The 20,234-nt window shown below is 72.6% G+C and carries 24 protein-coding genes; 12 read left to right on the top strand and 12 right to left on the bottom strand.

All coding sequences use genetic code 11. The features are described 5' to 3' along the window. The first annotated feature begins 89 nt into the window (after positions 1 to 89). The 5 genes from ACFXGA_RS21045 to ACFXGA_RS21025 all read left to right on the top strand — a co-directional run bounded on the left by ACFXGA_RS21045 (position 90) and on the right by ACFXGA_RS21025 (position 2,884). Positions 90 to 305: a DUF2945 domain-containing protein gene (locus tag ACFXGA_RS21045; RefSeq protein ID WP_378090341.1), complete on the top strand. Its 216-nt coding sequence runs from the start codon at positions 90 to 92 to the stop codon at positions 303 to 305. Continuing rightward, on the top strand, positions 302 to 610 hold the full coding sequence (locus ACFXGA_RS21040; protein WP_378090339.1) for a DUF3140 domain-containing protein: 309 nt from the start codon (positions 302 to 304) through the stop codon (positions 608 to 610). Before ACFXGA_RS21045 ends, ACFXGA_RS21040 begins: the two co-directional genes overlap by 4 nt. Before the next feature lie 68 nt (positions 611 to 678). After that, positions 679 to 1,380, top strand: a complete 702-nt coding sequence (locus ACFXGA_RS21035) for a DJ-1/PfpI family protein (RefSeq protein WP_378090337.1) — start codon at positions 679 to 681, stop codon at positions 1,378 to 1,380. 108 nt (positions 1,381 to 1,488) lie between these two features. Beyond that, complete coding sequence (locus tag ACFXGA_RS21030) at positions 1,489 to 2,292, top strand: hypothetical protein (RefSeq protein ID WP_378090335.1); 804 nt, start codon at positions 1,489 to 1,491, stop codon at positions 2,290 to 2,292. Positions 2,293 to 2,326: 34 nt separating this feature from the next. Next, entirely contained in the window at positions 2,327 to 2,884 is a 558-nt protein-coding gene (locus ACFXGA_RS21025; RefSeq protein WP_378090333.1) for a hypothetical protein, read from the top strand. A gap of 102 nt (positions 2,885 to 2,986) precedes the next feature. Here ACFXGA_RS21025 and ACFXGA_RS21020 read toward each other — a convergent pair whose 3' ends face one another. From ACFXGA_RS21020 to ACFXGA_RS21005, 4 genes are read right to left on the bottom strand one after another with little or no spacing between them, the layout of a single operon-like run. Continuing rightward, on the bottom strand, positions 2,987 to 3,496 hold the full coding sequence (locus tag ACFXGA_RS21020) for a nucleoside deaminase (protein WP_378090331.1): 510 nt from the start codon (positions 3,494 to 3,496) through the stop codon (positions 2,987 to 2,989). Beyond that, entirely contained in the window at positions 3,448 to 3,852 is a 405-nt protein-coding gene (locus ACFXGA_RS21015) for a DMT family transporter (protein ID WP_378090330.1), read from the bottom strand. Before ACFXGA_RS21015 ends, ACFXGA_RS21020 begins: the two co-directional genes overlap by 49 nt. A gap of 55 nt (positions 3,853 to 3,907) precedes the next feature. Beyond that, positions 3,908 to 4,231: a DMT family transporter gene (locus tag ACFXGA_RS21010; protein WP_378090328.1), complete on the bottom strand. Its 324-nt coding sequence runs from the start codon at positions 4,229 to 4,231 to the stop codon at positions 3,908 to 3,910. An 18-nt stretch (positions 4,232 to 4,249) separates the two neighbouring features. Then, entirely contained in the window at positions 4,250 to 4,831 is a 582-nt protein-coding gene (locus ACFXGA_RS21005; RefSeq protein WP_378090326.1) for a DsbA family protein, read from the bottom strand. A 482-nt stretch (positions 4,832 to 5,313) separates the two neighbouring features. Between ACFXGA_RS21005 and ACFXGA_RS21000 the strand changes: the two genes are divergently transcribed. The 7 genes from ACFXGA_RS21000 (at position 5,314) to ACFXGA_RS20970 (ending at position 10,937) form a co-directional block, all read left to right on the top strand. Beyond that, positions 5,314 to 5,763, top strand: coding sequence for a MarR family winged helix-turn-helix transcriptional regulator (locus tag ACFXGA_RS21000; protein WP_378090324.1), 450 nt, complete (start codon positions 5,314 to 5,316; stop codon positions 5,761 to 5,763). A 302-nt stretch (positions 5,764 to 6,065) separates the two neighbouring features. Beyond that, positions 6,066 to 7,532, top strand: coding sequence for an AMP-binding protein (locus ACFXGA_RS20995; RefSeq protein ID WP_378090322.1), 1,467 nt, complete (start codon positions 6,066 to 6,068; stop codon positions 7,530 to 7,532). Continuing rightward, on the top strand, positions 7,532 to 7,789 hold the full coding sequence (locus ACFXGA_RS20990; RefSeq protein ID WP_378090320.1) for an acyl carrier protein: 258 nt from the start codon (positions 7,532 to 7,534) through the stop codon (positions 7,787 to 7,789). Before ACFXGA_RS20995 ends, ACFXGA_RS20990 begins: the two co-directional genes overlap by 1 nt. 51 nt (positions 7,790 to 7,840) lie before the next feature. Then, a complete protein-coding gene (locus ACFXGA_RS20985; RefSeq protein WP_378090318.1) occupies positions 7,841 to 8,215 on the top strand; it encodes an ectoine synthase in 375 nt (124 codons plus the stop codon). Between the two features lie 70 nt (positions 8,216 to 8,285). Next, positions 8,286 to 9,443 (top strand): acyl-CoA dehydrogenase family protein, encoded by a 1,158-nt coding sequence (locus ACFXGA_RS20980; protein ID WP_378090316.1) that lies wholly within the window; start codon positions 8,286 to 8,288, stop codon positions 9,441 to 9,443. After that, entirely contained in the window at positions 9,436 to 10,110 is a 675-nt protein-coding gene (locus ACFXGA_RS20975; RefSeq protein WP_378090314.1) for a transglutaminase family protein, read from the top strand. The genes ACFXGA_RS20980 and ACFXGA_RS20975 overlap by 8 nt, the downstream gene beginning before the upstream one ends. 29 nt (positions 10,111 to 10,139) lie before the next feature. Beyond that, on the top strand, positions 10,140 to 10,937 hold the full coding sequence (locus tag ACFXGA_RS20970) for a maleate cis-trans isomerase (RefSeq protein WP_378090312.1): 798 nt from the start codon (positions 10,140 to 10,142) through the stop codon (positions 10,935 to 10,937). Between the two features lie 287 nt (positions 10,938 to 11,224). Here ACFXGA_RS20970 and ACFXGA_RS20965 read toward each other — a convergent pair whose 3' ends face one another. From ACFXGA_RS20965 to ACFXGA_RS20930, 8 genes are all read right to left on the bottom strand, one after another. After that, positions 11,225 to 12,271 (bottom strand): ABC transporter ATP-binding protein, encoded by a 1,047-nt coding sequence (locus ACFXGA_RS20965; RefSeq protein WP_378090310.1) that lies wholly within the window; start codon positions 12,269 to 12,271, stop codon positions 11,225 to 11,227. Beyond that, on the bottom strand, positions 12,268 to 13,077 hold the full coding sequence (gene modB, locus ACFXGA_RS20960; protein ID WP_378090308.1) for a molybdate ABC transporter permease subunit: 810 nt from the start codon (positions 13,075 to 13,077) through the stop codon (positions 12,268 to 12,270). Before modB ends, ACFXGA_RS20965 begins: the two co-directional genes overlap by 4 nt. After that, positions 13,074 to 13,856: a molybdate ABC transporter substrate-binding protein gene (gene modA, locus ACFXGA_RS20955; protein WP_378090306.1), complete on the bottom strand. Its 783-nt coding sequence runs from the start codon at positions 13,854 to 13,856 to the stop codon at positions 13,074 to 13,076. Before modA ends, modB begins: the two co-directional genes overlap by 4 nt. A 2-nt stretch (positions 13,857 to 13,858) precedes the next feature. Next, positions 13,859 to 14,257: a molybdopterin-binding protein gene (locus tag ACFXGA_RS20950; RefSeq protein ID WP_378090304.1), complete on the bottom strand. Its 399-nt coding sequence runs from the start codon at positions 14,255 to 14,257 to the stop codon at positions 13,859 to 13,861. A gap of 405 nt (positions 14,258 to 14,662) precedes the next feature. Beyond that, positions 14,663 to 15,997 carry a glycoside hydrolase family 6 protein gene (locus tag ACFXGA_RS20945; RefSeq protein ID WP_378090302.1) on the bottom strand — a complete coding sequence of 445 codons (1,335 nt, stop codon included), beginning with the start codon at positions 15,995 to 15,997 and terminating at the stop codon, positions 14,663 to 14,665. Positions 15,998 to 16,008: 11 nt separating this feature from the next. Further along, complete coding sequence (locus ACFXGA_RS20940) at positions 16,009 to 17,808, bottom strand: glycoside hydrolase family 6 protein (protein ID WP_378090300.1); 1,800 nt, start codon at positions 17,806 to 17,808, stop codon at positions 16,009 to 16,011. A 468-nt stretch (positions 17,809 to 18,276) separates the two neighbouring features. Further along, positions 18,277 to 19,821 carry a family 43 glycosylhydrolase gene (locus tag ACFXGA_RS20935; protein ID WP_378090298.1) on the bottom strand — a complete coding sequence of 515 codons (1,545 nt, stop codon included), beginning with the start codon at positions 19,819 to 19,821 and terminating at the stop codon, positions 18,277 to 18,279. Then, the coding region (locus ACFXGA_RS20930) for a ricin-type beta-trefoil lectin domain protein (protein WP_378090296.1) at positions 19,776 to 20,234 on the bottom strand (459 nt) is incomplete at its 5' end. The genes ACFXGA_RS20930 and ACFXGA_RS20935, both read right to left, overlap by 46 nt.

Here is a 20,234-nt window from a genome sequence, read left to right as displayed (position 1 = left end):
GCGGCAACCGGGCTGCCCGGACCGCGCCGCACGCCCGGTCGGGCGGTGATCGTCGTGCGCGGTCGGGCGGGACGCCACAGACTTCGCCCATGGGTGAGGAGAAGTTCCACGAGGGCGACGAGGTCACCTGGTCCAGTCACGGCCGGACCGTGCACGGGGAGGTGGTCGAGGAGATCACCGAGGACACCGAGGCGGCGGGCAGGACGGTGCGCGCGTCCGAAGAGGACCCGCAGTACCGCGTGCGCAGCGACAAGAGCGGCAAGGACGCGGTGCACAAGCCGAGCGCCCTGGGCGACGACTCGTGAGCGGCGGGTTCGACGAGGCCGTGAACATGACGGCCGCGGAACTGGCGCGGTGGCTGGAGACCGACGAGTCCCGGTCCGTCGGGCAGTCCGACGGCGGGGAGTCGGTCGGGCACGAGTCCGGCCGGCGGATAGTCGAGCTGCTGCGCACGAAGGAGGCGGACCTGACCGACGACGACCGGGCGCACATGCGCAAGGTGGTCGGGTACGTCCACCGGCACCTCGCCCAGCGGCCGGGCGGGGACGTGGAGCACACGAGGTGGCGCTACTCCCTCATGAACTGGGGCCACGACCCGCTGAAGGACTGACGCCGGGAACCGGGGACGGGGCGGGTCCGACTCCTGGGGCAAGGGATCCGGGAGTCGGGAGGTTCGTGGTGGAGCGTCGTGGTTTCCTGCGCGCGTCGGCGCTGTCGGTCGGCATGGCCGGCGGTCTGGGCGCGCTCGCCGCGGCGGCGCCGGTGGCGTCGGCCGCGGACCCGGTGCGGGTGCAGGTGCTGATGTTCGACGGGGTGGAGGAGCAGGACTGGGCCGCGCCCGCGGAGGTGTTCGGCATGGCCGCCGGGTTGAGCGGTGGCGCGCTCACCGCCACGCTCGTCACCACCGGCCGCCCCGGCACCGTGACCTGCAACTTCGGCGCACGGGTCGAGGTGGGCCAGGGCTGGTCGCCGCACGCGGCCGACGTGCTGGTGGTGCCGGGCGGGGGCCGCTACAGCGACCCGGGCAGCGTCGGTGTGCGGCGGCTGATGGCCGATCGCGGTTTCCTGCGCCGACTGGCCGACGCCGACGTGCTGCACGTCGGCATCTGCACCGGTGTCATGGCGCTGTCGGCCGCCGGCCTCACCAGGGGCCGCAACGCCACCACCCACCACCGCGCGAAGGCCGACCTGGCCGCGGCCGGCGCGACCGTCGTGGACGCCCGCGTGGTCGACGACGGCGACCTGGTCACGGGCGGCGGCGTCACGTCCGGGCTGGACGTGGCCCTGTGGCTGGTCGAGCGCTTCCTGGGCGCGCGGTCGGCCCAGCAGGTGGAGACCATCCTGGAGTACGAGCGCCGCGGCACGGTGTGGCGCGCCTGACCCGACGGCACGCGCCCTGGTCCGAGGTGCGCCGGGTGGCGGCCGGGCGCGCGTCGAGCCGGTCCCGAGGCCAGGCTGAGCAGGGAAAACGGTCTTACCATCGGCCCCATGTGGATTTCGCGTTGTTCGTGCAAATGCCCGACCGGGGTTTCGGCGCTCGCGGCGAACCGGAACGTCGGCACGACGTTCGGCCAGGCCGACCAGATCGCCTTGGACTTCATGAAAGCCGAATACGACTCGTTACGCGGCGAGGGTGCGCAGGCGCGACAAGCCCAGCAGTCGATACTGCAGTGGAGCATGGCGATCCTGGGCGTCGTCTTCAGCGCCGGCATCCTCGTGGCGAACCAGTCCATGAACGCGAACACCAGTCCTTCCGCCCAGGGCTTCCTCCACCTGGTGTTCCTGCTCGTGTTCGGGGTGGTGCTGCCCCTGTCCTCGTGGTGCGCCACGCTCGCCTGGTTCGGCGAGCTGATACGCATGGAACGGGTCGGCCGGTACCTGCGGGGCTTCGAGGTGGCCCTGGGCGAGATCATGTCCCGCCACCGGCCCTCGGGCGACCCGGCCTTCCCCACCTCGCCCCTCCGGTGGGAGAACCACATCTCCGGCGAGCGGAGAGGGGTGGCCGTGTCCAAACAACGCGTCGGCTACCTGGGGTGCCTCGGGCTCTACGCGGGTGTCGTGGCCGTGCCGCTGACCGTCGCGCTGATCCGCGTCTGGCGTGACCCGCTGCCGTGGATGGGCGCGGGGATCCGAACGGCGTTCACAGCGTACGCAACGCTCGTCCTCAGCGGGTTCACAGTGACGCTCGTGATCATCACCGCGGCCCTGCAACGCGCGGGGCGGCAGGCGGCCGACCTGTCGGCGGTCGTCCCGGGCGCACGACGGGCAGCACCGGAACGGCTTCCGGGCTGAGGTCGTGCGCGAGGACCGGTGAGGAGAGCGGGTCGTGGGCCTTCCCAGGAAGAGGGTGCCGGGTGAGCTGGTCGCCGGGCTCACCGGTCGCTACCGGGCACACGGCGACCCTCGGGAGGTCTCGTGCGTGATCGCGTGCAGCTTCGGCTACCGCAGATCGCCGGTCGGGACCGAACCCGGTGTCGTCAACGACTACCTCGCCCGCTCCGCGATCGGCTTGTTCCCCGGCAAGCCGGTGCTCGCGCAAGTCGAGGTGGCGGAGTGCATCAACCGGCTGCCCGGGGGTCCCGAACGGTGCATCCCGGTGGGTCAGGTCCCGGACGACGCGGACAGGTACGTCTCGACGTCCCGGGTGCTCCGTCAGTGCCGGGGGATCATGGCGGAGCGCGGGTGGTCCACCGCGGCGATCGTGGCGCACCCCTACCACCTGCCGCGGGTCGACGTGACCGCGGGCCGTCTCGGCATCGACACGGTCGCCCCGGCGGGGCTCGCACCGCTGTGGGACCGTGCGTCGGCCCAGGTGTGGACGCGCTCACCAGGGCTGTGGCAGGTCCGCGAGCTGTTCGTCGGGCTCGCCCTGATCTTCTCGTGAGGCACGCACGGCGGGGCTCCGTCGGCGGCGTTCGGCGGCACCGAGCGGGCTCCCGGACGACGACGGGGCACGGCCGGGTGGCCGTGCCCCTCGCGGTGGTGGTCAGCCGGCGCGGCGCGCCCAGGCCGTGAACGGGTCGAGCGATCCGTCGACGGGGCACGGCTCGATGGTCCGGCCGCGGCGGTCGAGGTCCCGGTAGGAGGCGCGGTAGTCGAAGCCGTACCGGGCGGCCTCGTCGGCGCTCACCGCGTAGTAGACGGTGGTGACGCCGTGGTCGAACGCGGCGCGGTAGCACATGCCGCACGGCTCGCCCGAGGCCAGCAGCACGGACTCGGCGACCAGCGCCGGGTCGGTCTTCGCCGCGGCGCGCAACGCCACGACCTCGGCGTGCGCGGTGGGGTCGCGCTCGACCAGGACGCGGTTCACCCCGGTGCCGAGGACGCCGGCGGTGGGGTGGAGCACGACCCCCGCGAACGGGATGCCGCCGCGCTCCACCTCGGCCAGCGCGAGGTCCACCGCCTCCCGCATGTGGCCGGCGATCCGGTCGACGTCGAGCGCCGTCATCACGACCGGCCCGAGGCGTGCTTCGGGCTGGAGGCGAGCTTCAGCCACACGACCCCGCCGATGATCACCGCCAGCCAGAACACCCGCACCGGGGTGAGGGCCTGGTCCAGCAGGAACGCGCTCACGACGGCCGCGCCGGACGAGCCGATGCCGGTCCAGACCGCGTAGCCGATGCCGACGTCGATGTTCTTCAGCGCCAGGCTGAGCGTGAAGACGGTGAGGAAGAAGAACACGCCCGCGGCGATCGACCAGCCGAGGTCGCTGAACCCCTTGCTGCCGCCGACGCTGACCGCGTAGCCGATCTCCACGAGGCCCGCGATCAGCAGGATGATCCAGGCGCGGCGGCTCGCGGTGGCGGTGTCGTCGTGCCGGGTCGTGCCGGGTCGGGTCGAGGTGGTGGTCATCTCGTGTGCTCCCTTTGCGATGGTCTGCGTGCCGGGTCCGGACGGGCGCGTCGGGTCAGACGGCCGCACCGGACAGTTCCAGGCCCACCACGCCGACGATGACGACGGCGATGCCGAGGACCTTGCGCCAGTCGAGGCGCTCCTTGAACAGCAGCGCGCCGAGCAGCACGATGCCGACGGAGCCGAGGCCGGTCCAGATCGCGTAACCCACGCCGACGTCCAGGGTGATGAGCGCCAGGCTCAGGAAGAACGTGCCGAGCGCGCCGATGACGAGCGTGAGGATGGACGGCCACAGCCGGGTGAAACCCTTGGCGGCGTTGGCGCACAGCGCGAAGGCGATCTCGAAGACGGTGGCGATCGCCAGGTAGACCCAGTGCATGTCGCTTTCCTTTCCTTGCTAGCTCAGCGCTTTGCGCAGTTCATCGGGGCTCGGCACGCCCTCGATGCGGTGCGAGCCGATGTCGATGGTCGGGACGGCCCGCACGCCCGCCGCCCTGGCCTCGGCGAGCCGGTCGCGGTGCCGGTCGGCGTACCGGCGCTCGGCGAGCGCGGCGGCGAACTCCCCGGCGTCCAGCCCGACCTCGGCGGCGATCTCCGCCAGCACGTCCGGCCGGCCGATGTCGAGGTCGTGCTGGAAGAACGCCTTCAGCACGGCCAGGTGGTACTCCTTGGCCCGGCCGTGCTCCTCGGCGAACAGCGAGCCCTCGAACGGCAGGTGCGTGTAGGGCTGGGGCGACACGGTCGGCAGCTTGATCGGCACCCCGAGCCGCTCCGCCATCGGGTAGACCGAACTCCGCCAGACCCGCGGCAGGTAGTCGTCCTCCGGGCGCAGGGTGGGGTTCGGGTAGGGCCGCAGCTCGTGCGGCCGCCACGTGACCGCGGCGCCCGCCTCGGCGGCGACCGTCTCGATGACGTCCTCGGCGAGCAGGCAGTACGGGCACACGTAGTCGAAGTAGACGACGACCTCGGGTGGGTTCATGACTCCTCTCCACATCCACACGAGGGATACCGGCTCAATATTTGCATGCATGTGCATGCTCTCGTCAAGTCCTTCGCGGGCACCGTCACCGTGCCGTCGTACAACACCAGCTCTGACCTGCGGCGATTACCTCGTCACCGCGCCTGCCGAGGCAACCCGACACGCGTGTCGACCCGATCCGGAAACTTGCACGTGCATGGATCTTCGGACCCAAGGCTCACGTCGGAGAGCAGGCACGGGCGGAAGGGGCGGAGGCCGCCGGCAGGCCGAACGGGCGAATCGGGGCATGCCCGCAGGCGATCAGACGGGTGGTCCGGCGTTCCGCGGGGGAGGCGAGGCTCCCGGAACCCCGCCGGCAACCGGTAGAGTCGGCCTCACGCCCGTTGTATGTACCAGCACAGTCAAGCCCGGACAAGCCGGCCACGTTCTAGAATGTTGCTCACTCATGGACTTGGCTGCCGATCGGAAGCGCAGGTGACGAGATGAGCGCAACCCACCGCCAGACCACCGAAGCCGCCTCCGACCAGGCCGCCTGGGGCCGGGTGCTGACCCTGCACGTGCACGTCGAACGCCAGCTCGCCCAGGCCATGCAGCGACGCCACGGCGTCGGGCTGTCGGAGTACCGGGCCCTGGCCGAGCTGTCGAACTCGCCCGCCGGCGAGTGGCGGATGCAGGAGCTGGCCGACCGGATCGGCCTCGGTCAGAGCTCGGTGACGCGGCTGGTCGCGCGCCTGGACGCGCTCGGTTTCGCCCGGCGGGACCTCTGCCCCGACGACAAGCGCGGCGTCTACGCCGTGATCACCGACGAGGGCAGGCAGCTGCACGTCGCGGCCCGGGCCACCTACGCCGAGGTGCTCAGCTCCGCGTTGAACACCGCCGGCGCCGACCAGGAGCTGGCCCGCCTCGTGCAGGCGATCCGCAGCGCCGGCTGATCGGAATTCCGCCTCTCGCAGCAGTGCCGTCGAAAAACCGGAGCAGGAATCCATTCCGCCGTTCGACGCAACGGGCGGTCGTGATGTGTGATCCGCATCGGGACCGAAGTTAGTTGCTTGACCGTGCATCTGTTCGCGGTTAATTTACACGTCACAGCGACAGGACGGTCGGAACCGCTGAGAGATCAGCCGGGGCGAACCCTTGCCGCTTCAGCGGGCACGTCGACCTTGGGCGCCACGCGCCGGTCCGTCGCTCAGGCAGTCCTGCTTCCCACGGCACAGCTTGCTCCCGAGGAGGAATCGTGCCTTCGTCGCGTTTGCTCGGTCACCTCGCCGAACACGCGGTGCGCCGTTCCGGGTCGGTCGCGCTGGTCCACGCGGACCGGGAAGTGACCTACGGCGAGTTGTCCGGGCTCGTCGAGCGGTACGCGGCCGACCTGGCCGCGCTCGGCGTGACCCCCGACCGGCCGGTGTGCGTCCCGGCGCACAAGTCGGTCGAGACCGTCGCGTTGCTGATCGCCTGCTTCACGGTGGGCGCCGGCGTCCTCGTGCCGTCGGCCGAACTCGGCCCGGACGCCCTCCGGACCGCCTGCGAGCAGGCCCGGTGCTCGCACGTGCTCACCGCGGGTCCCGACGGGCCACCCGCGGCGACCGCGGTGGCGGCCGCCGAGCCGGCGGGCTTCGAGCCCGTCGACCCGAGCCGGACCAGGATCCTGTTCACCACGTCCGGTTCCACCGGGACGCCGAAGATCGTCCCCGTGCCCGAGTCCGCTTTCGACCGTTTCGCGGAGTGGGCGACGAAGCGGTTCGGGCTGACGGCCGACGACGTGTCGCTCGCCTACGCGCCGTTCAACTTCGACCTGTCCCTGTTGGACGTGTGGGTCTTCCTGCGCCTGGGCGCCCGCGTCGTGCTGGTCGACCCGGCCGCCGGCGCGGACGGCAACCGGCTGCGCCGCCTGGCGCACGACCACGGCGTCACGTTCGTCCAGGGTGTGCCGCTGCTCTACCAACTGCTCACCGAGGACGCGGACGCGACCTTCCCGGCCAGGGCGGTCGTGTTCACCGGCGAGGCGCTCCCCTACCGGCTCCTGCCGCGGATCGCCCGCGCGTTCCCGCGCGCCCGGTTCTACAACGTCTTCGGCTGCACGGAGACCAACGACAGCTTCATCCACGAGGTCGACCCCGCGACCGCCGGTCCGCGCATCCCCATCGGCAGGCCGATCGACGGCGTGGACGCGGTGCTCGTCCACGACGACGGCACGACCGTGGAGGGTCCGGGCACCGGCGAACTGCTCGTCCGGACCCCGTTCCAGACCACCGGCTACCTCCAGACCTCGCTCAACGACAAGGCGTTCGTCCCGGCTCCCGACGGGGGCGGCCCGTTCTACCGGACCGGCGACGTGGCCACCCGGGACGCCGACGGCTCGTTCGTCCTGGAGGGACGCCGCGACTTCCAGGTCAAGGTGCGCGGCATCCGCACGAACGTGCTGGAGGTGGAGGCCGTGCTGGCGGCCCACCCGGACGTGGAGGCGGTCGCGGTCGTCGCCGTCCCGGACGTCGCGGCGGGGCACCGCCTGCACGCCGAGGTCGAGCGGAAGCCGGGATCGGGGCTGACCTCCCTCACGCTCCGCAGCCACGGCGCGAGAACGCTCCCGCGCCACGCCATCCCGTCCACGATCCGGGTCGGCGACGTGCCGCTGCCGCGCACGCCCACCGGCAAGCCGGATCGGAAGCTGATCAAGCACACCGTCATGGAGGGCGCTGACTGATGGATTTGGCAACGCAGGTCCGCGACTACGTCGTCACCGAGTTCCTGTCCGGCGAGGACGTTCCCGACCTGACCGACGACTTCGACCTCATCGGGAACGGCGTGGTCGACAGCCTGGGCCTCGTGCGGTTGATCTCGCACATCAGCAAGACCTACGGCATCCCGGTGGACGACATCCCGCTGGAGCCGTCGAACTTCCGCGACATCGGGCACATCTGCTCCTTCATCCGGCGCACGGCCACCGCGGTGTCGGCCTGACCGGAACAGCACGCGTGATTCCCCGAATCCCATTCAACTAGGAGAGACCACGTGATCGTCCGCAGCTACGACGAGATCGCCCCGGTCGAGTGGGGCAACGGCACGAGCCACCGCCTGCTCACCGAGTCCGACGGCATGGGCTTCACCGTCTGCGAGACCTTGGTGCGGCAGGGCACGACCAGCGCGCTGCAGTACCGCCGCCACCTGGAGGCGTGCTACTGCATCGGTGGCTCCGGCGAGGTCGTCACCGCCGACGGGGAGCGTCACAAGATCGTCGAGGGCACCTTGTACGCGCTGGACAAGCACGACGCGCACTACCTCGTCGCCTCCGACGACGAGGACCTGCGGCTCATCTCGGTGTTCAACCCGCCGCTGCGCGGCGACGAGAAGCACGCCTTATCCGACGACGGGTTCTCCCAGTACTGATCCGTTCCCGGTGGGGCCGCCCGCCGGTCGGGTGGCCCCGCCCACGGCACCAGCGAGGGGCTGAATCACCATGACCGCAACCTCCGACACCTTCGCCACCGCCGCCCCCTGGGCCGAGGAGCTGAACCTCGACACCGCGGCGTGGGACGCCCGCGGCGAGTTCCCGTGGGAGAAGTGGAAGGCGATCCGGCGCAGCGGCATCCTCGCCGTCCCGTTCGACCCGCGGTACGGCGGCCGGGGCCACTCCCTCACCGAGACCATGCGGGCGCTGGAAGGGCTCGGCCACACGTCCCGGGACGCGGGCCTGAACTTCTCCACGTCGACGCAGATCGTCAGCGTGGGGCTGGTCCTGCAGGCGTTCGGGAGCGAGGAGCTGCGGGAGACCTACCTGCCGGGGATCGTCTCCGGCGAGCTGGTCACCGCGCACGCGATCACCGAGCCGACGAACGGCTCGGACGCCACCGGCATCACCACGACCGCCCGCCGGGACGGCGACGACTACGTCCTCGACGGCGAGAAGATGTTCATCACCAACGCGCCGATCGCGGACCTGCTGCTGCTCTACGTCCGCACCGGCGCGCCCGGCCCGTTCGGGTTGAGCTGCTTCCTGGTGGAGCGCGACACGCCCGGCCTGCGCATCGGCGAACCGCTCGACAAGATGGGCCTGCGGACCTCGCCGCTCGGCGCGGTGACCCTCGACGGCGTGCGCGTGCCGGCGTCGCGGCGGGTCGGCCGGGAAGGCGCGGGCTTCCTGATCCTCGACCACATCATGAAGCGGGAGGTCCTGCTCTCGTTCTCGATCACGCTCGGCGAGATGGAGCACCGGCTGGAGCGGTGCGTCCGGCGGGCCCGGGAGCGCACGCAGTTCGGCCAACCGATCGGCGGGTTCCAGGCCGTCGGCCACAAGGTCGCCGACATGAAGATCGCGGTGGAGACGGCCCGCAAGTGGCTGTACGACACCGGGGCCAAGGTCGAGGCGGGCGAGGACGCCGCGATCGACGTCGCCGCCACCAAGACGGTGGTGAGCGAGGCGAACCTGCGCACCGCGCTGGACGCCGTGCAGATCTTCGGCGGGGCCGGGTACCTCACCGGCACCGGTGTCGAAGCCGACGTGCGCAACGCGGTCGGCGGGACCATCTACTCCGGCACGAACGAGGTGCAGCGCAACCGGATCGCGTCGCTGCTGGGCCTGCGTGCCACGGCTGCCCAGGGAGCGCCCCGTGACTGACGACCTCGCGCGGCTGACCGCGCCGACGGAGTTCCTCGACTTCGAGTCCGAACCCGTCCAGGAGTTCATCGACGCCGCGGTGCCCGACCGCGGCATCGGCAAGGGGGAACTGGCGACCGCGCTGTACTACGCGGTCCGCGACGACGTGTTCTACGAGGTCTACGGCGCGGACCTGTCCCGCGACGGGCTCAAGGCCAGTCACGTCGCGCGCCGCAAGCAGGGCTTCTGCCTGCACAAGTCGGTGCTCTACGCGGCGTGCTGCCGCGCGGTGGGCATCCCGGCGCGGCTGCACTACGGGAAGGTCCGCAACCACCTCGCGTCCGACCGGCTGCGCGCGCACATCGGCGGCGACGTGTTCTTCCACGGCCTGACCTCCGTCCACCTGGACGGGAAGTGGGTCAAGGCGACGCCCGTCTTCAACCGGCTGCTGTGCCGGCTGTACGGGCTCAAGCCGCTGGAGTTCGACGGCACCGCCGACAGCCTGTACCACCCGTTCGACGAGGACGGCCGCCGGAGCATGGAGTTCCTGGTCGACCACGGCGGGTTCGACGACCTGCCGTACGAGTTCGTGATGGAGCAGATGAGGACGAACCACCCGGCCTTCCTCGACGCGGAGGGCACGGGGACCGTTCGCGGCGGCTCCCTGGTCGCCGAGGCGGCCGGGTGACCGCCCTCGTTCGGAAGGAGGACCGCACGATGACCGAACCCGCCACCGTCCCGGACGGCTGGGGTGCGCGCGCCCGGATCGGCGTGGTCGTGCCCCACGCCGACGTCGGGCCGGAGTCCGAGCTGCAGGCCCTCGCCCCGCGCGACGTCGTCGTCCACGGCTCGCGCGTGCACTTCGGCGCGATGCGCGCCGGCGGCGAGATGGACCCGAAGATCCCGCACGCGCCGGTCCGGGCGTTCGTCGAGCCGCCGCACGTCGACACCGCGGTCGAACTGCTCGCCGCCGCGCCGCTCGACGTGATCGCGCTCGGCTTCACCAGCTCCGCGTACGTCCTCGGCGCGGCCGGGGAGAAGGACCTGTTCGACCGGCTCGCCGGCCACACCCGCGGTTTGCCGATCACCGGCACCACCAGGGCCGCGGTGGCGGGTTTCGCCGCGCTCGGCGCACGCCGGGTGGCCGTCGTCAACCCGCCGTGGTTCGACGACGAGCTGTCCGGCCTGGGCGCGCAGTACTTCGCGGAGCACGGGCTGGAGGTCGTCCAGCACGGGCCGTGCGGGTTGCCCAGCGACCAGAAGCTGATCACGCCGGGAGCGCTCTCGGACTGGATCCGGACCGCGGTGGCGCGGGCCGAGCCGGACGCGGTGCTGGTCGCGGGCAACGGCATCCGGGCGGTCGGCGTGGTGGACGCGCTGGAGCGGGACTGCGGCTTCGCGGTGCTGACCGCCAACCAGGTCCTGCTGTGGCACGCGCTGCACCTCGCGGGGGCGGGGCACCTGGCGTCGGAGATCACCGCCTACGGCCGCCTGTTCACCGTCTCGCCGGGCTGAGCCCGCCCGGACCGGGCGACCGCCACCCCGACGCGCAGCAACCCCCACCCGACGCGACGCGCAGGACGCAGGGCAACCCCGAGCCGACGCGACCCGCACGACGCTGGGCAACCCCGAGCCGACGCGACCCGCACGACGCTGGGCAACCCCGAGCCGACGCGACAGCCGACCCGGCGCGACACCCCGACGTGGGGCGTCGCGCCGGTCAGCCGGAACAGGCGCGGGCTCCCCGGCCCGTCCGGGGTCGGTCGCCGGTACCCGCCGCCCCCGCCACGCCCACGAGCCGGTCAGGCGGGATAGGCGCGGGTCTCGGCCGGTTCCACGGCGGCCCACAGCCGGTCACCGGGGCGCGGGCGGAGTTCGGCGAGGGTCGCGGTGGTGATGTCGGCCAGCGCGGGCGGCGCGCCGGCCAGCCGGACCCTCGTGGTGTGGGCGTGCTGCTCCATGCCGGCGGCGGTGACCGGCCAGGTGTTGGCGGCGCCGTCGGGGCGGGTGGCGTGCAGGGTGACCGCGTTCGGGGCGAAGGTGACCAGCACCGGGCCGTGGGCGGGGCGGGCCAGGGTGAGGCGACCACCTTCGGCCAGGTCGACGGTGGCGCCGGCGGCGGTGCCGCGGTAGAGGTTGAGGCCCACCAGGTCGGCCACGTACGGCGTGCGCGGGTGGCGGGCCACCTCGACGGGCGGGCCCTCCTGCACGACGCGCCCCCCTTCCAGCACGACCAGGCGGTCGGCCAGCACCATGGCGTCGACCGGGTCGTGGGTGACCAGGACCGTGTGGCCGGCGAACGCGTCGAGGTGGCTGCCCAGGTCGGCGCGGACCTGGAGGCGGGTGGCGGCGTCCAGGGCGGCCAGGGGTTCGTCCAGCAGGAGCAGCCGCGGGTCGGTGGCCAGGGCGCGGGCGAGGGCGACGCGTTGGGCCTGGCCGCCGGACAGGGCACGGGGTTTGCGGCCCGCGTGCCCGGCGAGGCCGACGCGGTCGAGCCAGGTGCGGGCAGTGGCACGGGCGTCGGCCTTGCGGGCGCCGCGGGCGCGGGGGCCGAACGCGACGTTGTCCAGGGCGGTGAGGTGGTGGAACAGCAGGTAGTCCTGGAACACGACGCCGGTCGGGCGGTGCTCGGGCGGCACGAACGCGCGCGGCGGCTCGTCCCACGCGCGGCCGTCCAGGCGCAGGTGGCCGTCGGTCAGCGGGAGCAGGCCGGCCAGGGCGCGCAGGGCGGTGGTCTTGCCGGCCCCGTTCGGGCCGAGCAGGGCGACGACCTCGCCCGGTGCGACGGTCAGGGCCAGGTCGAGGGTGAAGCCGCCGCGGGTGGCGCACAGGTGGGCGTCGAGGGTCACGTGGCCGTCCTGATCCAGCGGTCGCGCAGGCCGGCGAGCACCGCGACGGAGACCAGCAGGAGCACGACGCTGAGCACGATCGCGGCGTCGGGGTCCGTTTCCAGGGCGAGGTACACGGCCAGCGGCATGGTGGTGGTCTCGCCGGGGAAGTTGCCGGCGAACGTGATGGTGGCCCCGAACTCGCCCAGCGCCCGGGCCCAGCACAGGACGGTGCCGGCGACCAGCCCGGGCAGGATCGACGGCAGGGTGACGCGGCGGAAGGCGTGCCAGCGCGACGCGCCGAGGGTGGCGGCGGCTTCCTCGTAGCGGGGGTCGGCGGCGCGCAGCGCGCCCTCGACGGAGATGACCAGGAACGGCATGGCGACGAACGCCTCGGCCACGACCACGCCGGCCGTCGTGAAGGGCAGCGAGATCCCGAACCAGGCGTCGAGGTGCTGCCCGACCACGCCGCGCCGGCCGAGCACGAACAGCAGCGCCACCCCGCCCACCACCGGCGGCAGCACCAGCGGCACGGTCACCAGGGCGCGCAGGACACCGCGGCCGGGCACGTCGGCGCGGGCCAGCACCCAGGCCAGCGGCACGCCCAGCACCACGCACACCACCGTGGCCAGCGTCGCGCACACCAGCGACAGCCGCAGCGCCTGGCCGACCGCGGGGCTGAACAGCTGGGCGGGCAGCGTCCCCCACGGGGCGCGCAGCAGCAACCCCACGAACGGGACCAGCAGGAACGCCAGGCCCACCAGCGCGGGCAGCACGAGGACCAGCGGCGTCCGGCCGCGCACCGCCCGCCTGCGGACGCGGGTCACGGTGCGAGGAACCCGGCTTCGGTGAGCACCGCCCGGCCCCGGTCGGACAGCACGTGGTCGACGAACGCCCGGGCCCCGGCCGCGTTCGGGGCCTTGGCCAGCGGCGCGATCGGGTAGTCGTTGACCGCCTCCTCGGCCTCCGGGAACCCGATCCCCTCGACCTCGTCACCCGCGGCCTCGACGTCGGTCGCGTAGACCAGGGCGGCGTCGACCTCGCCGAGCCGGACCTTGGTCAGCACCGCCTTCACGTCCTGCTCCAGCGTGTCCGGCCGCGGGGTCACGCCGGCGGCCTCGAACGCCTTCTTCGCCGCCGCCCCGCAGGGCACCTGCTCGGCGCACAGCGCGATCTTGGTCTCGGCCTCGGCGAAGTCGGCCAGCCCGGTGATCCCGGCGGGGTTGCCCCGGGGCACGACGATCCGGAGCTCGTTGCGCACGAAGGTGGTGGGGGTGGCGGTGACCGCGCCGGTGTCGGTCACCTGCCGCATGTTCGCCGGGGACGCGGAGGCGAACACGTCGGCCGGCGCGCCCTGGTTGATCTGCCGGGCGAGCGCGGAACTGCCCGCGAAGTTGAACTTCACCGCCGTGCCGGGGTGGGCGGCCTCGAAGTCCCTGCCCAGCTCGGTGAAGGTCTCCGTCAGCGACGCGGCGGCGAACACGGTGATCGCGCCCGTCACGCCGGACGACCCGGCGGCGGGCGACCCGCTCCCGCTCGCGCCGCAGCCGGCCAGGGACAGGGCGGCGGCCACGGCCACCGCGACCACGCGTGCCGTGCGGGGCATGCTCACGCCTCCGGGATCTCGACGACGACGTGGGTCGACTTGATGGAGGCGACCGCGACGCTGCCGACCTCCAGGCCCAGCTCCTCGGCCGACTCGCGGCTCATCAGCGACACGACCCGGAACGGCCCGGCCTGCATCTCGACCTGCGCCATCACGCCGTCCTTGAGCACCCGCGTGACGATGCCGCGCATCCGGTTGCGCGCCGACGCGGCCACCGTGACGCCCGGCTCGGCGGCCTCGGCGGCGCGCTGGGCGAACGCCGCCAGCTCCGCGCCCTCGACACCCTTGCGCCCGTTGTCCAACTGGACCGCGGCCAGGCGTCCTTGATCGATCCACCGGCGCACGGTGTCGTCGCTGACCCCCAGCAGCGCGGCGGCTTCACTGATCCGCAGATTCGGCACGAAAGGCAGCTTATCCCCGCAGACGCGCGTTCGCCCAGGGACCCGGATTCGCGGCACGGATCGCTGCTCGATTCCACGCGTGCGGGTACCGGGCTGCCCGCCACACGCGTTCGCGGATTGTGACCGCGCTGCCGGACGCCGCGGAGGTGCGGCAGCGGATGCCCACATCGGCGACACGGGCCGCTCGGCGAGCGCGGAAGCCGATGACACGGGCCTCGGCAAGTGCGGACGCCGGTGGCGGAGACACGAACCCGGCGGTTGGCGAGCGCGGGCGCCCGTGGGGGGCGGTGACTCGGGGGGGCCCCCCCCCGGGGGGGGCGGGCGCGCGGGGGGGCCCCCGCCGGGCTGCCCCCCCGGGGTGGGCGCCCCCGCCGGGGGGGCCAACCCGCTTCAGGGCCTACGGCATCAAGAGCACGGCGTGCCGTTCAGCGTCGGTGACGAGAACGGCGGTGTGGTGCCGTTGTAACTCGCGTTGTACCCGACGGTCGTCTGACCGCCGGTCGCGAGGCTGCCGTTCCAGGACGCGTTGACGACACGGACCGCGTCTCCCGTGTCGGTCCACGTCCCGTTCCAGCCCTGCTGGACGGTCACACCCGGCGCGGAGAAGGAGAGGGTCCAGCCGTTGATGGCCGCGCCCCGGTTCCCGATGACGATCTCGCCGGTGTAGCCGCCCGACCACTGGCTGACCACGCGGTGGGTCACCGTGCAGCCGCCGCCCGGGTTGTTGCCGGTCGTGGTGGTCCTGGTGGTGGTGCTGGTCGTGGTCGACGTCGGGCCGGCCGCGATCGCCAGGTCGTACGCGCGCTGGGGCACGAACTGACCCGCGGGCGCGATGCAGCCGTCCGCCTCGCCCGGCAGCTTGACCCACAGGAACGCGTCGATCCTGGAGTCGCCCGTGTTCGTCGTGCTGGGCGTGCCGATCGCCCGCCCCGCCGGGTCGCACCACTCGGTGCCCAGCGGGCCGTTGCCGTTGCGACTGGTGTCGATCACGGCCTTCAGCCTGCTGTCACCCAGGGCGTTGAGGATGTTCTTCGTGTAGGCCACCTCGTCGGGCGTGCTGCGGTAGTTCGACACGTTCGACGCGATGCCGTCGGCGCTGTTCGAGACGTCGGCGGCACGCAGCCGGTTGGCCGCCTCCGACGGGCTCAGCCAGGCCGAGTTGCCGATGTCGAAGTACACCTTCGCCTGCCCCGAGCCCGCCTTGAGCCGCTTGCCCGCGTAGGCCATCGACGCCCTGGTCTCGGCCTGCTGGCTCGCGCTCTGGCAGTTGCTCATGATCGGCAGCACGTCCGGTTCCAGGATGATCGACGCCGGGCGACCGGCCAGGCCCGCCGCCACCTCGTCCACCCACGCCCGGTAGGCCGAGTGCGACGGCGCGCCGCCACCGCTCGCGCCACCGCAGTCGCGGTTGGGGATGTTGTAGACCACCAGGATCGGGATCTTGCCCGCCGACGCCGCCGCGCCGACAAACGAGCTGACCTCCGAGCGCACCGTCGAGGTGTTGGTGGTGGTGTACCACCGGGCCTGCGGCACCGACGCGATCCGGTCCCGGATCACCGGGGCCCGCCAGTCGCCGGGGTTGGCCGCCACCCACTTCGCGCTGGAACTCGACGGGTCGACGTAGAACGCCGACTCGGCCGCCTGCGCCGGCACGCCGCCGCTCACCGCCAGGGCCGTGGCCGCGGCCACGAGCGCGCCCGACAGCAGCGCCCCGGCCGTGGCCTGCTTCCTCCGCGTCATCGCGCCTCCCCTCAGAGGGCCGGGTAGGCGTTCTGGACGAGGGAGGTGAACCCGGCGGGGAACCACGCGCCCGCGTGCGGGGCCCCGGCCATGGCGCCGGTCAGGTTGCCGCCGTTGGCCTGGTCGTCGCCCCGGTAGTTCGGGTCGCACATCGGGTCGTGCTGCTTGCCCTCTTCGTTCGGGCCGTCGGTCTTGGTGGCGATGCCGTCCGACTCGCCCGGCGGCTTGATCCACACGTAGGCGTCGAAGCCCGCCCGCGGCGCGGCGGTCGGCCGCTCGCCGATGCCGGCGCCGGCCTGGTTGCACCAGTTGCCCCGGTGGAGCTTGCGGTCGATGCGGCCGGAGTTGACGTAGGCGTCCACGGTGGAGCCGCTCGCGCCGCTGGGCCGGTTCGGTCCGCCCCAGCCGTTGCGCGAGGTGTCGATCAGCATGCCGATGCCGCTCGGGAAGCCGGCCGCGATGAACCGGTTGCGCATCTCGGTGCCGAAGTCGGCCTCGTCGAAGTACGGGTTCCACTGGTAGAACGTCGCGGACCGCAGCTGCTGGCTGCCGACGGTGAGGTTCGGGTCCGGCAGGTTGGGCTCGTCGGTCGGCGAGGTGTTGGCCATGTTGGACACGAACCCGTCAACGCTGTTGACGCCCTTCGTGGTGCCCTTGATGGTGTTGGCGATCAGCTGCACCGCCGGGCCCATGTTCGAGTCCCAGCCCAGCCAGCCCGAGTGCGCGATGTCCACGTAGTTGTAGACGTTCGGGATCGCGCTGAGCTTGTTCAGGGCGTACTGGATGCCCTGCACGTAGGCGCCGCTCGAGTTGGCCTCGGCGCACTTGGGCTTGCTCAGGTTCGTCACGAGGTTGGGCAGCGAGTCGGGCTCGATGATGCCGACGATCCGCAGGCTGCTGTACTTCGGGTCGGCCAGGATCGCCGCGATGGGGTCGATGTACTCGGCCTTGTACCGGGCCAGGCCGTTCTCGCTGACCTTCAGCTCGCCGTTGGACGCCAGCGCGGCGCAGTCGCGGTTGGGCAGGTCGTAGACGACGACCTGGATCACCACCGGCGTGCTGCCGCCGGCCGCCTGCCGCAACGCCTCGTCCAGGTGGCCGCGCAGGCCCCGCCCGGCGGTGATGGCCCCGATGCGGTCCATCCACACGGCGGTGGAGTTCTGGGCGACCTTGCGCATGGCGGTGCCCAGCGCCCCGCCGGTGGCGTCGGCCAGGCTGGTGACGTTCGTGACGTAGTCCGGGTTCAGGTAGCCCTTCGCGCCCACGTACGGGTTGGCCACGTGCTCACCGGGCCGGGGCGTGGTGGTGGTCGTGGTCGTCGTGGTGGTGGTCGTGGTCGTGGTGGTCGTCGTCGACGTGGACGTCGAGGTGGACGTCGACGTCGTCGTGGTGGGGCCGGTGCCGCCGCACGTGGTGCCGTTGAGCTTGAACGACGCGGGGATCGCGTTCGTGCCGGAGTACGAGGCGTTGAAGCCGAAGCTCGCGCTGCCGCCGGTGGGCAGCGACGCCGCCCACTCCGGGTTCCTCGCGCTCACGTGCTGGCCGGACTGGGCGTAGGTGGCGCTCCAGCCGTTGGTGATCCGCTGGTTGTTGGGGAAGTCCCACTCCAGGGTCCAACCACCGGAGATCGCGTCGCCGAGGTTCTTGACCGTGACGTTCGCCGTGAAGCCGGTGTCCCACTGGTTGACCCGGTAGTCGACCGAGCAGCCGGGGGCGGCGCTGGCTGACGTGGTCGCCAGCACCAGCAGCCCCGAACACAGGGCCAGGGCGGCGGCAGCGGCGCCGCCGCGTGCCAGTTTCGTTGTACTCATTCAGGTCCTCGCAGCGTCGGTGCTGTGCGGATTCGGGGGGTCTAGCTGTGGGAGCGCTCCCAGACTTGCGGTTGCTCGACGCGCCGGCTCACGCCGGTGGTCTCGCCTTTCGGTGGAGTGCCTGATCAGGCCGCGGACCTCCCGCCGCCACACTCCTCCTCGACGGAGGGCGCGGTGCCGTCGACGGGCGGTCGCGGCGGAGCCGCGTGGCGGAACGCGGTTCGCGTGGCGACGGATTCGGTCGTCGAGTCAATCTAGTCGCGTGCCGCAATGTCGTCAATTACCGGAATGCTAAAATTGTGAGCGCTAACGTTAGCCGTCAACGAATAGCGCGCACCCCGGTACGCCGACTCCGGCAGCAGCTCTAGCAGCGGAACAATCACGCGAAGCGCTTCACTCGACCCACTCGGAACTTCATGCAGTGGCCAAACTTTCTGCCCGGTTGTGCGCGCTCACAACGGCGGTGCGTCAGCCCGAGCCCCGGTAGTCGAACCAGTCGAAGGCCGCCACTCCGCGCGTGACGTACATGCCGGCCACCCGCCCGGAGGGTCCGGTGGCCACCTCGTCGGACAGGTACCGGCCGTCCAGCTCCGCGAGCGGGCCGGGATCGTCGTCCACGTAGAACGCGAGGGTGTCCGGGCCGGCCGGCTCGACACCGGCCGGCCCGTCGGTCGGCCGCACGAACGAGGGCGGCACCAGGTCGGTGGTGCGGGTGACCACGGTGAGCGTGAGCGGTCCGGGCCGGGTGGTCCGGCTCGCCACGACCTGGCGCACCGGGCCGATCCGGGCGACCACGTCCACCCGGCCGGGCACGACCTCGAAGTCGTAGTGGTGCGCCTCGTCGCGCCGGATGCTCAGGCCCGCCCGGACCGGCGCGCCGGCGTCCACCCGGACCGAGACGCGGGAGTCGGGGTGTCGCAGCCGGCGGCCGACGAACGTGCCGCCGGGCCGGTCGAGGGTGTCGCCGGTGGCGCGCAGGGTCAGCCAGCCGGGGCGTTCGGTCAACGACCACGACCCGGTTCGGCGTTCGCGCGGCGAGATCCACCACGGGGCGAGCACGAACTCGTCGAAGTCGTCCCGCACCTGCCACGGCTGGTCCTCCACCGGCGCGGGCGCCTCGCCCACGACGGGCCACCCGTCCTCCAGGCGCACGGGGGCCAGGAAGACCTCCTGGCCGAACGCGTGGAACCCCGACGGGTGGGCGCGCGTGCCCGGCAGCACCAGCCACCAGGCGCCGTCCGGCGTCGCCACGACGTCGGCGCGGCCCGCTCCCCCGACACCGCACGCGGGGCCGAGGTCGTCCGGCGCGGGTTCGAACGGGCCGCGGGGCGTCCGCGACCGGGCCAGGACGCGCGCGGTGCCGTGCTCGAACAGGTACCACCACTCGCCCATGCGGTGCAGGCGCGGCGCGCGGGGGTACCGGGCGTCCCACAACCGCCACGGCCCTTCCAGCACGGTGCCGGTGTCCGGGTCGATGCGCGCGACGTGGCCCTCCGACGTGGTGCACCAGCAGTCGCCGCGCTCGTCCCACGCCAGGTCGGGCGCGACGCCGGGCAGGTCCACCGGCACCGGGTCAGACCAGCGCCCGTCGACCCGGTCGGCGGTGACGAGGAAGTTGCCGCCCGCGGACGGGTTGGTCGCGATCAGCCGGAACCGCGCGCCGTCGTGGCGGAGGGTGGGCCCGTGCACCCCCCGGGACGCCGGCGCGTCCGGGGGCAGCCGCACCTGGCCCGGCCGGTCGAGCACGTTGCCGATCTGCCGCCAGCGCACGAGGTCGCGGCTGTGGAGGACCGGCACGCCGGGGAAGTACTCGAAGCTGGAGCAGACCAGGTAGTAGTCCTCCCCGACCCGGCACACGCTCGGGTCCGGGTGCGATCCGCCGATCACGGGGGTGCGCCAGGCGGGCACGGTGCTCCTCGCCGCGTCGAAGTGCGGGTGCACGGGCCGGGTGGACGCGCGGGTGGCGCTCAGACCCGGCTCCACTTTTGGTTGTTCTGGCCGTTGCAGGTCCACAGGATCAACGTGGTGCCGTTGGCGGTGCCCGCCTGGTTGGCGTCCAGGCACAGGCCCGCGTGGACGTTGCGGATGGTGCCGTCGGAGCCGAACGTCCACTTCTGGTTGTTCTGCCCGTTGCAGCTCCACGTGATCACCCGGGTGCCGTTGGCGGTGCCCTGGTTGTCCGCGTCGAGGCACTTGTCGCCGAAGACCCGGATCTCACCGCCCGCCCAGCTGGTCCACGCCTGGCTCGCGGCCGTGTGGCAGTCCCACAGCACGGTCGCCGCGCCGGCCGCGGTGGAGGAGTTCTGGACGTCGACGCACCGGTTCGAGCCGGTGCCGCGCAGGCGTGAGGTGGTGGCGGCGATCGGGCTGCCGCCCGACACCCGGTACACCGCCACGCCGTGCGCGGGCACCGTGGCCGAGATCGT

Origin of the sequence: Actinosynnema sp. NPDC059335 (assembly GCF_042752395.1) — a bacterium.
GTDB lineage: Bacteria > Actinomycetota > Actinomycetes > Mycobacteriales > Pseudonocardiaceae > Actinosynnema.
This window is presented reverse-complemented; position numbering and strand designations above follow the sequence as displayed.